The organism is Amycolatopsis sp. NPDC058340, from assembly GCF_042723975.1.
Classification (GTDB): Bacteria; Actinomycetota; Actinomycetes; order Mycobacteriales; family Pseudonocardiaceae; genus Amycolatopsis.
Genome location: NZ_JBHXIB010000032.1, coordinates 1 through 11,825, shown reverse-complemented (window position 1 = coordinate 11,825; position 11,825 = coordinate 1). Strand labels below are relative to the sequence as shown.

Genomic DNA, 11,825 nt, shown 5'->3' with positions numbered 1-11,825 from the left:
CTACTCCTTCTCCGGCACTTGCCGCCCGTCGACCCGCGCCTGATGTTCGGCCAACGCTACGTCAAGGTCACGGACGTCGCCGTGGTCCCAGTCCCGTTCCCAGCCGCCGAGCGCCAGCGTCATCGCCAGCAGCCCGCCCGTGAACCCCCAGACGAACATCCCCCCGACGTCGAACGCGGGGCCCTTCCAGTCGTAGCCCTTGCGCGTGACCTGGAACCGGTTGGCCGGGTCGGTGAGCTCGGCGACCGGCACCCTGGCCACCGCCGCCGTCTCGCCGGGGTCGACGGCGTGCACCGGCGACGGCGTCCGCCAGTAGGCGAGCACCGGTGTCACGGCGAAGGCGGACACCGGCACGAACAGCTCCGGGAAGACCGCCACCGGCAGCACACCGGCGGGTTCGACACCGGTCTCCTCCTCCGCCTCGCGCAACGCGGTGCCGACCGGTCCGCCGTCCTCCGGCTCGGCGCCCCCGCCGGGGAAGCTGACCTGGCCGGCGTGCGAGCCGAGCGTGTCCGCGCGGCGCTGGAGCAGCACGTCGGGCCCCTGCGGACCCTCGCCGAAGAGCATCAGGACGGACGCGGACCGGTAGCTCGCGTCCGGCGGGACGCTGAACCGGCTGAAGGTGCGCGCGTCGACCTCGCCGCTGATCTTGACCAGCGGCTGCAACCAGGCGGGAACGGCCTCTGGGTCCACGAGGGGGCCGGTCATGGTGTCCCTTCCACAGCGGCGCGCACCTGGTCAGTGTTCAGGAAGACGCGTGGGTTCTCGATGAGCCGGACGTCACCGCCCGCCGTGACCAGGTACGTCGCGGGCAGGGAGGAAGGGACCTTCAGTGCCGTCCGCACCGGCCCCGACTGTCCGTCACCGTCGAACACGGACGGCAGCCGGACCCCCAGTTCGGCCAGCATCGCCAGCCCGTCGGCCCCGGAGCTCGCGACCTGGACGAGGAGCACACGCGCGGCGCCCGGCGACGCGGCGTACCGCTGGAGCAACGGAAGCTCCGCACGGCACGGCTCGCACCACGACGCCCACAGGTTGACCAGCACGGGGCCGCCCGAGAGCACCTTGGCGAGGTCGACCCTGGAGCCGTCGCCGAGGCACTCGACGTCGACTCCGCGCAGCTTCGCCACTTCACCCGGCCCGGGCGGCGGGCACGGGGCGAGCGCGGCCTTCGCACGCGCGGCCGTGAGATCCCCCGACGTCTTGGCCGGCGCTTGGCCGTCGCGCGTCGTGAGCAACGCGACGATCAGGGCCACCACCAGCACGGCGGCCCCGAGCGCCAGTTTGGTGACCCTGGTCACCGGCGGGCCGCCAGATCCAGGATGTGCTCGCGCTCTTCGCCCTTGACCAGCTTCGCGGCCTCCTCGAAGCCCGTCGGGCCGGTTCCGTAGGAGGGGCACATCTTGGCCAGCGGGCAGGCGCCACAGGCCGGTTTGCGGGCGTGGCAGACGCGACGGCCGTGGAAGATCGTCCGATGCGAGAGGAGCGTCCACTCCTTGCGCGGGATCAGTTCGCCGACGGCGTGCTCGACCTTGACCGGGTCCTCCTCCTCGGTCCAGCCCCAGCGGCGGACCAGGCGGCCGAAATGGGTGTCGACGGTGATCCCGGGGACCCCGAAGGCGTCCCCGAGCACGACGTTGGCCGTCTTGCGGCCGACCCCCGGCAGCGTGACGAGGTCCTCCAGCTTGCCGGGCACTTCGCCGTCGTAACGCTCCACCAGCGCGGCACCCAGCCCGAGCACCGAGTTCGCCTTGGCGCGGAAGAAGCCCGTCGGGCGGAGGTACTCCTCGAGTTCGGCGCGGTCGGCGCCGGCGTAGTCCGCCGCGGTCCGGTAGCGCGCGAAGAGCGCGGGCGTGACCTGATTCACGCGGACGTCGGTGGTCTGTGCCGAGAGCACGACCGCGACCAGCAGTTCGAGCGGAGTGGTGAAGTCGAGCTCACAGTGCGCGTCGGGGAACTCGTCGTCGAGGCAACGCTTCATCCGCCTGGCGCGTCTCACCAACGCGAGCCGGCTTTCACCCTTGCCCCCCGCACGGGGGGCATTGGTGAGGGCAGGAGGCACCCCGATAGCCTACGGGCGCCATCGGACGAGCCAGTGGGAGCACCCGCCGGTCGACGGCCGACACGCCAGAGCACCACCTCGGCGCTTCGATCGAGGACGCCATGAGCGAGGATCTGGAGTAATGCACAACTTTTCCGAATTTCCCGGGCAGGGCTCATGACCGTCTGGTTCGTCATCCTCGTGCCACTGGTGATCATGTTCTTCGCGCTGTTCATGGAACGCGTGGAGACCAGGCTCAAGCACGTCGCGGTGCAGGAGAACGAGGTCGAGGAGTTCCTCGAGCAGGCTCAGCCCAACGAGGTCAGGGCCCTTTACGGGCACGGCATCGGGCGCGCGCTCGAGCTTTTCCGGCTGCGCAGGCTGGGCGGGAAGGCGGCCAGGCTTCGCGCGCGACGCGTGCGGAGTTAGGCTCCACGTTCGAGCGAGATCGTTCCCGGCCCGCGCGCGCGTTCGGCGTGCCGACGAGCGATCTCGCGCGCACGACCTAGACTGACGCGAAAAGTGATCGACGACACGGTCTTCGGCAGAACGAGGATCGACGTCGTATCTCGATGAGGAGGCACCCGAGGTGGACGAAACCCTGGCCCGAGCGGGCATTTTCCAGGGTGTTGAGCCGGCAGCCGCCGAGGCGCTGGCACAGACCTTGGAATCCGTGGAGTTCCCTCGCGGGCATGTCATCTTCAACGAGGGTGAACCCGGCGACAAGCTTTACATCATCCAGTCCGGCAAGGTGAAGATCGGCCGCAAGTCACCCGACGGCCGCGAGAACCTGCTGGGCATCTTCGGCCCGTCCGACATGTTCGGCGAGCTGTCCATTTTCGACCCCGGCCCCCGGACGTCCAGCGCGACGACCGTGACCGAGGTCCGCGCGGTGACGATGGACCGCCCGGCGCTGCGGCAGTGGATCTCCACCCGCCCGGAGATCGCCGAGCAGCTGCTCCGTGTGGTCGCCCGCAGGCTGCGCCGGACGAACAACATGGTCGCCGAGCTGATCTTCACCGACGTCCCCGGCCGGGTGGCGCGGGCGCTGCTGCAGCTCGCGCAGCGTTTCGGCAGCCAGGAGGCCGGTCTGCTGCGGGTCACGCACGACCTGACGCAGGAGGAGATCGCCCAGTACGTCGGTGCCTCGCGCGAGACCGTCAACAAGGCTCTCGCCGACTTCGCGCACCGCGGCTGGCTGCGGCTCGAGGGCAAGAGCGTCCTGATCCTGGACCCGGAGCGCCTGGCCCGCCGCGCCCGTTGATTTCAAGTACGTGAAGGCCCCCTTCACCGCGTCTAGCGCAGTGAAGGGGGCCTTCACGTACTCGTGCTGAAACACAGTGCTCGACACAACGAAGAGCCGGGCGCCACCCCCGACGTGGCGCACCGGCTCTTCGCTGTGCGCGGACCATCCCCCGACGATCCGCGCTCCCCGCCCTCCGGAACAAGGCCCCGACCCGTACGCCGGAGGGAGCTGGAAGCTGTGTGTTTGTCGTACAACCATCCACGGCCATCGGCCGTGAACTCAAGTTCTTTCACTCTCAAGGACGCCATCTGCGTCGATTTGTTGCCCCGAATGACCCAGAATCGACTGACTGTTACCTGATCGTGATGAACCCGGGCGATTCAAGGTCCGTAGTACCCGGATCCGGTGGTGACCAAACTTACCGCCGCGGATCTGGTACTCGCGTACCAAAGTGTTCATACTGGTACGCGTGTCCCAGTCTGTGTCCGCTTCCGCCGAGAGCCACCGCACCTCCCTCGCCGACTACCGGGCCGCGCTGACCGCGCCCGGATCCCGCGGGGCGGTGATCGCGTCGCTGCTCGCCCGCCTGCCGATCGCGATGATCGGCATCTCCGCGCTGCTCTACGTCCAGCGCGAGACGGGCTCCTTCGCCGCGGCCGGACTGGTGTCGGCCGGGTCGCTGGTTGGCGTCTCCGTCGGCGCGGTCGTGCAGGGAAGGCTCATCGACCGGTTCGGGCCGACCCGGCCACTGCTGACCACCACGGTGCTCTTCGCGCTGGCGATGACCGGGCTGGTGTTCGCGATCGAGGCGCACGCCCCGACGCTCGTGCTGGTCCCGCTGGCCTTCGGCACCGGGATCACGGAGCCGATGGTGGGTTCGGCGTCGCGAGCGCTGTGGACACGGTTGCTGCCCGCCGGGCCGACCCGGAACGCCGCGTTCTCCTACGAGGCGATCAGCATGGAGGTCTTCTTCATCCTCGGTCCCGGGTTCGCGGGGCTGCTGATCGCCGCGCCGTGGGCGGGCACCGGCATCGTGACCGGCTCGCTGACCATGATCGCGGGCGCGACGCTGTTCGCGCTGAGCCCGACCGTGCGCGCGTGGGGGCCGTCGCCGTCGACCGGCGGGAAATTGCTCGGCGCGCTGGCCAGCCCAGGGATGCGCACGCTCGCGATCGCCGCGCTGGGCTTCGGCGCGGTGATCGGATTCGTCGAGGTCGCCGTCCCGGCGGCCGCGACCGAGGCGGGGAACACCTCCATCGGCGGTCTGCTGCTCTCGGCGTGGTCGGTCAGCTCCGTCGCGTTCGGGGTGGCGTACAGCCTGCGCCCGTGGCCGCGCCAGATGGGCTTGCGGCTGCCGGTGCTGCTGGCCGGATTCGGCGCGCTGGTGGCGCTGCTCGCGCTGCCGGGATCGCTCTGGGGCCTCGCGCTCGCCATGCTCGCCGCGGGCGCGCTCATCACCCCGCAGTCGACGACGCACTCGGCGGCCATCGAGATCGCCGCGCCGAAGGGCACGGCGGCCGAGGCGTTCGGCTGGGTGCTCACCGCGGTGACCCTCGGCCTCGCGTTCGGGCAGTCGATCAGCGGCTACCTCGTCGAGCACGCCGGGCACGAAGCGGCGTTCCTCGCCGCCGGCGGGGTCGGGTTCGCGCTCGCCGCGGTGGTGTGGCTGCTGCGGGGCACCTTCCGCCCCCAGGCCGCCGGAGCCGTCGCCGAAGCGCCAGAACTTGTCGGTGCCGCCCGCTAGCTTGCGGGCATGGACCTGACCGCCGCCACCCGTCCCCTTTCGTCCGCCGTTTCCGCCGCCGCCCGGCTGCTGCCGGCCCGTTCCGGCCTGCTCCTGCGCGCAGGAAAGGACGGGCTGACCGTCGGCGGCGACGACGGCGAACGGGCGGTTCGCCTGACAGCCGAAGCCATGGTCCACACCGATGGTGAGGTCCTCGTCCCCGCCGGGCCGCTCGCGGAGACGCTGCGCATGCTCGAAGACGACTTGGTGCGCCTGGTCGTCGAGGGGTCGCGGCTGGCCGTGCGGGTGGAGGGCGGGCGCTACGCGCTGCCGTTGCTGAGCCGCGAGCTGAATCTCCCGGACATGCCGCCGAAGGTGTCCGAAGTGGACGGTCACGCGCTCGCGACCGCGTTGCGCACGGTCGCGGGCACGGCGGCGAAGGACGACGCGCTGCCGATGTTCACCGGAGTCCGTGTGCAGAGCTTCAGCCGCGAGCTGCGGCTGACGGCGTCCGACCGCTACCGGATGGCGGTGGCGACCCTGCCGCTGCGCTCCGAAGGCGAGCCGATCGACGCACTGGTCCCGGCGGGCCTGCTCGCCGAGACGGCGAAGCAGGCGCGCGGCACCGTCGGCCTGCACGGCGACGGGACCCGGTTCGGGCTGAGCTGGGCCGGGGTCGCCGTCACCACCGCCGTGCTCGACGCGGGCTTCCTGTCGGAGAAGCTGATCGAGTCGTCCACTGTGGACACAACGGTCGAGGTCGCCGCCGACGCACTGGCCGCCGCCGTGCGCCGCGTGGGCGTCTACGCGGACGATCGCCGGGTGCTGACACTGGAGGTCGGCGACTCACATCTGCGGCTGGCCGGCGCCAAGCAGGACACCGGGGAGGCCGAGGAAACGCTGAAGGCGGAGGTGTCCGGCGGCCGGACGTCGCCCTCGTTCCAGGCGCGCTACCTGCTGGACGCGCTGCGGGGTTTCACCGGGGAACGGGTGCGGCTCGGCATCCAGCCCGGGATGCGGGCGTGCGTCATCCGGGCGGTGGAGCCGGGCGATGTGGAGCTGACGTACTACGTGATGCCGATGCTCCCGCGCTGACACCGGTCTCGTGAGTGGCAAGGACGGTTAGAACCGTCCTCGCCACTCACGAGGAGTCAGGCGGAAGCGGCCTTCACGGCGGCCTCGATCTCACCGAACGAAGGGTTCACCATCGCCTTCGAACCCACGAAGACCGTCGGCACGACCTCGTTCCCGTTCGCCACCGAACGCACGCGAGCGGCGGCGTCCGGGTCTTCCCAGATGTTGACCCGCTTCACCTTGAAGCCGCTCTTCGACAGCGGCCGCTCCAGTGCGGCGCAGAACCCGCATCCGGGGCGCCAGTAGAACTCGACCTCGACGTCACTCATTCGCCGTCCTCCGACCTCAGGTAGTCCAACTGCGCCCGCACGCTCCATTCGGCGGGCGCCCACAAAGCCTTGTCGACGTCCGCGTAGACGACCTCGACCACCTGGCGCGGGGTGGCGTCCGCGCCGAGCGTCTCCAGTGCCGAACGCACCTGGTCGAGCCGTTCTTCCCGATGTGCCAGGTATTCGCGCGCGGTCGCGGCCAGATCGGGCAGTTCCGGGCCGTGTCCCGGCAGGCCGACGGTGCCGCCGGGCAGCCCGATGAGCTTCCGCAGCGAGCGCAGGTAGTCGCCGAGGTCGTGCAGCACGGTGGTGCCGCGGCCGAGGATGGTGTCGCCGGTCAGGATCTGGCCGTCGGACACCAGGCAGATCGAGTCGCCGGTGTGCCCGGGCGTGTGCAGCACCGACAGCCGGACACCGCCCGCCTCGATCACCTCACCGTCCACAAGGGACTTCCCGCCGATGCAGAGCTTCTCGTCGAAGGCCCGCACCGGGGCACCGACGCGCTCGGCGAACCAGGGCGCGCCCTCGGCGTGGTCGGGGTGATGGTGGGTGAGCACGATCAGCTCGACGTCGCCGGTTTCCGCCAGAAGCGTCAGATGCTCGATGTCCTCGTGACCGGGGTCGACGACAACGGAACCGGCCGCGCCGGGACCGCGCAGCACCCAGGAATTGGTGCCCTCCAACGTCATCGACGAAGGATTGTTCTCCAGCAGCACGGAAGCCGTCGGCGTGATCCGGCGCAGCACGCCGTACGCGGGGGCGCTCACGCCGGGTCCAGGATGACGCGGACCTTGTCGCCGTCGCGCACCAGCGTCGGCATGATCTTCGAGATCTCGCGCTCGGCGGCGCGCGCCGCGGCCGACGAGTCGAACTCGCCGAGTTCCGCGAGCGTGATCCAGGTCGGTGGCATGAGCATGCGGCGGCCCTCCTTGGCATCGGCGATGGCCTCTTCGGGCCGCTGCCAGCCGGAGCTGACGGCCTCGGAGGTGGCACCGTCCGCCTGCTGTCCCTCGGGAAGCACGGCGACGAAGAAACAGGTGTCGTAGCGGCGCGGTTCCTGCGGCGGCGTGACCCAGTTCGCCCACGGGCGCAAGAGATCCGCACGCAGCGTCAGGCCGTTCGCTTCGAGGAACGCGGCGAGCGAGAGTTCGCGGGAGACCAGCTTCGCGCGGGCGTCGTGGTACGGCGTCGTGTCGGTGACGACCGTGTCCCCGGTGCTCGCGAGCAGCACGCCCGACTCCTCGAACGTCTCCCGCACGGCCGCGCACACCAGGGCGCGGGCCAGCGCTTCGTCGCAGCCGAAGCGTTCCGCCCACCAGGCGGGCTCCGGGCCCGCCCAGCTCACGGAGGTGTCGACATCGCGCGAATCCACGCCGCCACCGGGGAAGACCGTCATGCCGCCCGCGAACGGCATGCCCTTCACGCGGTGCTGCAGGAAGACCTCGACGCCTTCGGCGCCGTCGCGGAGGAGGATCACGGTCGCCGCGTCCTTGGGCGTGACGGGCTCGCCGTCGGCGTTGGCGCGGGTGCCCACCCCGGCCCCCACCGGGATGTCGAATGTCAGTTCTTCAGCCACACCCGCAACCTAACACTGTGCCTGTCTGTCGAGCGCTGCCGCAAACACGCCGAAAGGGCGCCGGCAGCAGGCACCCGGAGTCGCGTGCGGATGGCGCCCTTTCATCGAGTTTCCGGGGGCCTCCGGCCCAAAGAGGGCGCTCGACGAAATCTCCGTCGGGCGCTGAGCGCCCTTGGGGAGACGGCGTTTCGTCCTCTGGTTGCGATCGTTGCGCGTGCAACTACCGCATTCAGAGGACGAAACGCGTGGCGTTCGGTTAGGAAGACCAGCCGCTGCTGCGCGAAGCGCCGTTCAGCCGGATCTTCGCGGCTTCGGCGCGCTCCCGTTCGGCGAGCTCGGCGTGCAGCTCGCGCAGGAGCGCCCGGTCGCGCTCGCTCAGGCTGGGGTCGTCGAGGTCGAGAGCGGGCAGCTCGACGACCTCGTGCATGCTCGGCTTGCCGGTGGCGATCTCGCGGCCCTTTTCGGGGTCCTCCTTGAGCGCCTGGCGCAGCTGCGCCACCTCGGCAGGCGTCAGGTCGGCCGTGCGCTCGGCGCGGGTCTCCGCCCGGGACTTGCGCGGCGGTGCCGACTCCGACGAAGACGAGGACGACGTCGTCGCCGCGGGCGCCTGCTGCACGATCGGCACCACCGGCGCGATCGGCTCGGCCGGTTCGTGGCTCCCGCCGCTCACCGGCCGCAGCCCGTGCCTGCTCGGCTGCTCCTTGACCGGCTCGGGAGCCGGGGCGGGAGCGGGCGGCGGAGTCACCGGCTCGGACCGAAAGTCACTGGAGTGGGTACTCCCGGTGACCCAGACAGGACTCGCGGCCGAAGACGCGGCCTGGTGGTACGCGGACCGCGCGACGCCGGGGCCCGCGACCTCGACGACCGAACGGATACCGGCGCGGCGAAGCGCGGTGTCCACGCGGAACGCGACCGCGGGCGGGTTGCCCTCGGGACCGATCTCGACCAGGACCACCCGCTGCGGCAGCGCGCCGGGCACGCTGCCCGCCGGCGTGTTCCGCCACACCGCGTGCACCGACCGGACGTCCGGCAGCACCTGAAGGGTGCGGTCGAGCGCCTCGGCGAGGCCGAATTCGGGCTGGTTCTCACCGGTGAACCGGTGGGTGAGCACCGGCTCGTCCTCCTCGACGACCAGCAGGTCGTTCGCCAGGGTGGCGTCCGACCGGCTCATCTCGAGGACGAGCGCGAGTTCACGCTGTTCGGAGGAACTCACCGGGATCTTCCCCGCGATCAGGGTGCCGGTGGTGAGCTCCACCGCTTCGTCGATGTGCGCACGCGCGATCAGCTCACGCGCTTCGGTCAAAGCACTGTCGTCGATCCGACCCGCCAGGGCCAGTAACAGGTTGTGCAGGCGCAGGGGCACCGAGAACCCGTCCATGGGCGGGCCGTCGTGGACCTCCACCATTGCTCTGCTCCCTCCCGGCTCGCCTGGTGGAGCGAGCGTTAAGCGGCGACCAGCCGACTTCCGGTGTCCACCGCGCCCACGCAGACCAGCTCGGAGTTGGCGAGCGCGGTGCGGTGATAGCCGGTGAGGTCGATGCTCGGCGGGAGAACCTCGACGCCGGGCTCCTCGTCACCCAGCACGCGCAGGACGCGCTGCAGTTCGCCGGTCAGCCTCGGCAGACCGTTCGTCGCCGTGACCAGGAGGACTCGTTTCGCCCCACCCTCGCCGACCACACCGAGGTGTCGCCAGCTTTGCCGCACTTCACCCACATCCGGCCGTCCCCGCAACGTCGCGTGGATCAATACGGACACAGAGTCGACGGAGTTCACCCATTCGGGCGCACTCTGCGTGAATGTGTACCTGGTCTCGGTGACGTCGTCTACCCCCAGGGTGGAACTCACCTGATGCCAGTCGGCTCCGTGAGGGATGAGTCCGGCGACTAGCAGGCGATACTCCGTTTGATCCAGGTCGATCCTGTGCTTAAGCAAAGACCTGGGCAGGGTCCGCGCGAGGGTGCCCATCGCGCCTTCGCCCAGCCAGTCACGGAACCGCCACAAGAGCTGGTCCGGCAGCCGTCCGGCCAGCCGGAGCAGGAGCTCGTGCGAGGACCGTTCGATATCCGGGTCCATCACTTCACCTCCACGATCAGTTCGATCTCGACCGGCGCCCCGATCGGCAGTTCGGCGACCCCGACGGCCGAACGGGCGTGGATACCCGCCTCGCCGAAGATCTCGCCCAGCAGCTCGGACGCGCCGTTGATAACCGCGGGCTGGCCGGTGAAGCCCTCCGCGGACGCCACGAACCCGACGACCTTGACCACCCGCACGATGTTGTCGATACCGGCGACCGAGTCGACCGCGGCGAGGGCGTTGAGGATCGACGTCCGCGCGTACTGCTTCGCCTCTTCGGGGCTGACCTCGGCGCCGACCTTGCCGGTCGCTTCGAGCTCACCCTTCACGAAGGGCAACTGCCCGGCCGTGTAGACGTGCGAACCGGTGCGGACGGCGGGCACATAGGCCGCCAGCGGGGCGGCGACGGCAGGCAGTTCGATACCGAGCTCGGCGAGTCGATCGCTCCAGGTCATGGCTTCAGGCCCTCAGTTCTTCGCTCGTTTGAGGTAGGCGACGTGCTGCTCGCCGGTCGGGTTCGGGAGCACGGTGACGAGCTCCCAGCCGTCCTCGCCCCACTGGTCGAGGATCTGCTTGGTGGCGTGGATCAACAGGGGGACGGTCGCGTACTCCCACTTCGTGGCGCTCATGCCCGGGAGCGTAGCCAAACCGGCAAGGGCGCCCGACACACATGCGGAAAACCCTCTCGCGACCGGTTCGCCGATTTCCCGACGATGTGGTTCACTTCACACCTACTCGGGAGTAGATAGGACGCCGACATGCGGACGACGAAGTCCCTCGCCGCCACCTTCCTGGCCGCGGCCCTTGCCCTGATCTGCGCTTCACCGGCGAACGCCGACGAGGAACTCCCCGTCCCGTGGACGCTGGCCGCGGCACTGCCCGCGCAAGCGGCGAACCCCGGCGGCCCGCCAACCGGCGCGAACGACTTCGACTGCCGTCCGAGCGACGCCCATCCGAATCCGGTGGTGCTCACCCACGGCCTCGGCGCCAACCAGACGGTGAACTGGCAGACGTTCGCCCCGCTGCTCAAGAACCAGGGCTACTGCGTCTTCTCCCTCACCTACGGGGTCCCCGGGAAACCGCTGCCGATCTACCAGCCCGGCGGGCTGCTGCCGATGGAGCAGAGCGCGAAGGAGCTTTCGGCGTTCATCGACAAGGTGCGCGGCGCGACCGGCGCGGCCAAGGTGGACATCCTCGGGCATTCCGAGGGCACGCTGATGCCTTCTTACTATGTGAAGTTCCTCGGCGGAGCGTCCAAAGTGGACAAGTACGTCAGCCTGACCCCGCTCTGGAACGGCACGACCCTCCTCGGCGCTTCGCATCTGTACGCGCTGGCCGCCGCTTTGGGACTCGCGCCCGGGTTCAACGGCATCCTCGACCCGCTCTGCGGCTCGTGCCGCCAGTTCCTGCGCGGCTCGGAGTTCCTCACGAACCTGCGCTCGGGCAACGGCGTCTTCCAGCCGGGCGTGACCTACACGAACATCATGACCCGCTACGACGAGGCCGTCGTCCCGTACACGAGCGGGATGGGCACCGGCCCGAACGTGAAGAACATCGTGCTCCAGGACAGCTGCGTGCTCGACCTCGCCGAGCACGCCGGGGTCGCCGCCGACCGCAACGCCGCCGGGCACGTCCTCAACGCCTTGGACCCGGCGAACGCGAAACCGGTCCCCTGCGTGCCCGCGACCCCCATCGGGAGCTGACCCAAAGCGCGTGAAGGCCCCCTTCCCTCGGCTGAGCCGAGGGAAGGGGGCCTTCACGCG

General features: G+C 70.2%; 15 protein-coding genes. 5 read left to right on the top strand and 10 right to left on the bottom strand.

All coding sequences use genetic code 11. The features are described from left to right. From ACFWIW_RS28350 to nth, 3 genes are read right to left on the bottom strand one after another with little or no spacing between them, the layout of a single operon-like run. Complete coding sequence (locus tag ACFWIW_RS28350; protein WP_378371286.1) at positions 1 to 708, bottom strand: NUDIX hydrolase; 708 nt, start codon at positions 706 to 708, stop codon at positions 1 to 3. Beyond that, on the bottom strand, positions 705 to 1,301 hold the full coding sequence (locus tag ACFWIW_RS28345; protein ID WP_378371285.1) for a TlpA family protein disulfide reductase: 597 nt from the start codon (positions 1,299 to 1,301) through the stop codon (positions 705 to 707). The genes ACFWIW_RS28350 and ACFWIW_RS28345 overlap by 4 nt, the downstream gene beginning before the upstream one ends. Beyond that, complete coding sequence (gene nth, locus ACFWIW_RS28340) at positions 1,298 to 1,981, bottom strand: endonuclease III (RefSeq protein WP_378371284.1); 684 nt, start codon at positions 1,979 to 1,981, stop codon at positions 1,298 to 1,300. Before nth ends, ACFWIW_RS28345 begins: the two co-directional genes overlap by 4 nt. 237 nt (positions 1,982 to 2,218) lie before the next feature. On the opposite strand from nth, the gene ACFWIW_RS28335 reads away from it, so the two are divergent. From ACFWIW_RS28335 to dnaN, 4 genes are all read left to right on the top strand, one after another. Beyond that, positions 2,219 to 2,470 (top strand): hypothetical protein, encoded by a 252-nt coding sequence (locus tag ACFWIW_RS28335; RefSeq protein ID WP_005166943.1) that lies wholly within the window; start codon positions 2,219 to 2,221, stop codon positions 2,468 to 2,470. Between the two features lie 160 nt (positions 2,471 to 2,630). Continuing rightward, complete coding sequence (locus tag ACFWIW_RS28330; RefSeq protein WP_003081747.1) at positions 2,631 to 3,305, top strand: Crp/Fnr family transcriptional regulator; 675 nt, start codon at positions 2,631 to 2,633, stop codon at positions 3,303 to 3,305. 463 nt (positions 3,306 to 3,768) lie between these two features. Next, positions 3,769 to 5,031, top strand: coding sequence for an MFS transporter (locus ACFWIW_RS28325; protein WP_378371347.1), 1,263 nt, complete (start codon positions 3,769 to 3,771; stop codon positions 5,029 to 5,031). Between the two features lie 9 nt (positions 5,032 to 5,040). After that, entirely contained in the window at positions 5,041 to 6,105 is a 1,065-nt protein-coding gene (gene dnaN, locus ACFWIW_RS28320; RefSeq protein WP_378371283.1) for a DNA polymerase III subunit beta, read from the top strand. A gap of 56 nt (positions 6,106 to 6,161) precedes the next feature. Here the strand turns inward: dnaN and ACFWIW_RS28315 are convergent, their stop codons facing one another. From ACFWIW_RS28315 to ACFWIW_RS28285, 7 genes are all read right to left on the bottom strand, one after another. Beyond that, positions 6,162 to 6,413, bottom strand: a complete 252-nt coding sequence (locus ACFWIW_RS28315; RefSeq protein ID WP_034314716.1) for a glutaredoxin domain-containing protein — start codon at positions 6,411 to 6,413, stop codon at positions 6,162 to 6,164. Next, the gene (locus tag ACFWIW_RS28310; RefSeq protein ID WP_378371282.1) at positions 6,410 to 7,180 is read right to left on the bottom strand and encodes an MBL fold metallo-hydrolase; all 771 of its coding nucleotides are present in this window, start codon (positions 7,178 to 7,180) and stop codon (positions 6,410 to 6,412) included. The genes ACFWIW_RS28315 and ACFWIW_RS28310 overlap by 4 nt, the downstream gene beginning before the upstream one ends. Continuing rightward, on the bottom strand, positions 7,177 to 7,989 hold the full coding sequence (locus ACFWIW_RS28305; protein ID WP_378371281.1) for an NUDIX hydrolase: 813 nt from the start codon (positions 7,987 to 7,989) through the stop codon (positions 7,177 to 7,179). Before ACFWIW_RS28305 ends, ACFWIW_RS28310 begins: the two co-directional genes overlap by 4 nt. A 256-nt stretch (positions 7,990 to 8,245) precedes the next feature. Next, entirely contained in the window at positions 8,246 to 9,394 is a 1,149-nt protein-coding gene (locus tag ACFWIW_RS28300) for a hypothetical protein (RefSeq protein WP_240596893.1), read from the bottom strand. A 38-nt stretch (positions 9,395 to 9,432) separates the two neighbouring features. Continuing rightward, entirely contained in the window at positions 9,433 to 10,062 is a 630-nt protein-coding gene (locus ACFWIW_RS28295; RefSeq protein ID WP_016337887.1) for a hypothetical protein, read from the bottom strand. Further along, on the bottom strand, positions 10,062 to 10,517 hold the full coding sequence (locus ACFWIW_RS28290) for a RidA family protein (protein WP_378371280.1): 456 nt from the start codon (positions 10,515 to 10,517) through the stop codon (positions 10,062 to 10,064). The genes ACFWIW_RS28295 and ACFWIW_RS28290 overlap by 1 nt, the downstream gene beginning before the upstream one ends. A gap of 12 nt (positions 10,518 to 10,529) precedes the next feature. Continuing rightward, on the bottom strand, positions 10,530 to 10,691 hold the full coding sequence (locus ACFWIW_RS28285) for a DUF4177 domain-containing protein (protein WP_005166970.1): 162 nt from the start codon (positions 10,689 to 10,691) through the stop codon (positions 10,530 to 10,532). A 129-nt stretch (positions 10,692 to 10,820) separates the two neighbouring features. Between ACFWIW_RS28285 and ACFWIW_RS28280 the strand changes: the two genes are divergently transcribed. Continuing rightward, positions 10,821 to 11,765: an esterase/lipase family protein gene (locus ACFWIW_RS28280; RefSeq protein WP_378371279.1), complete on the top strand. Its 945-nt coding sequence runs from the start codon at positions 10,821 to 10,823 to the stop codon at positions 11,763 to 11,765. Positions 11,766 to 11,825: the final 60 nt, after the last annotated feature.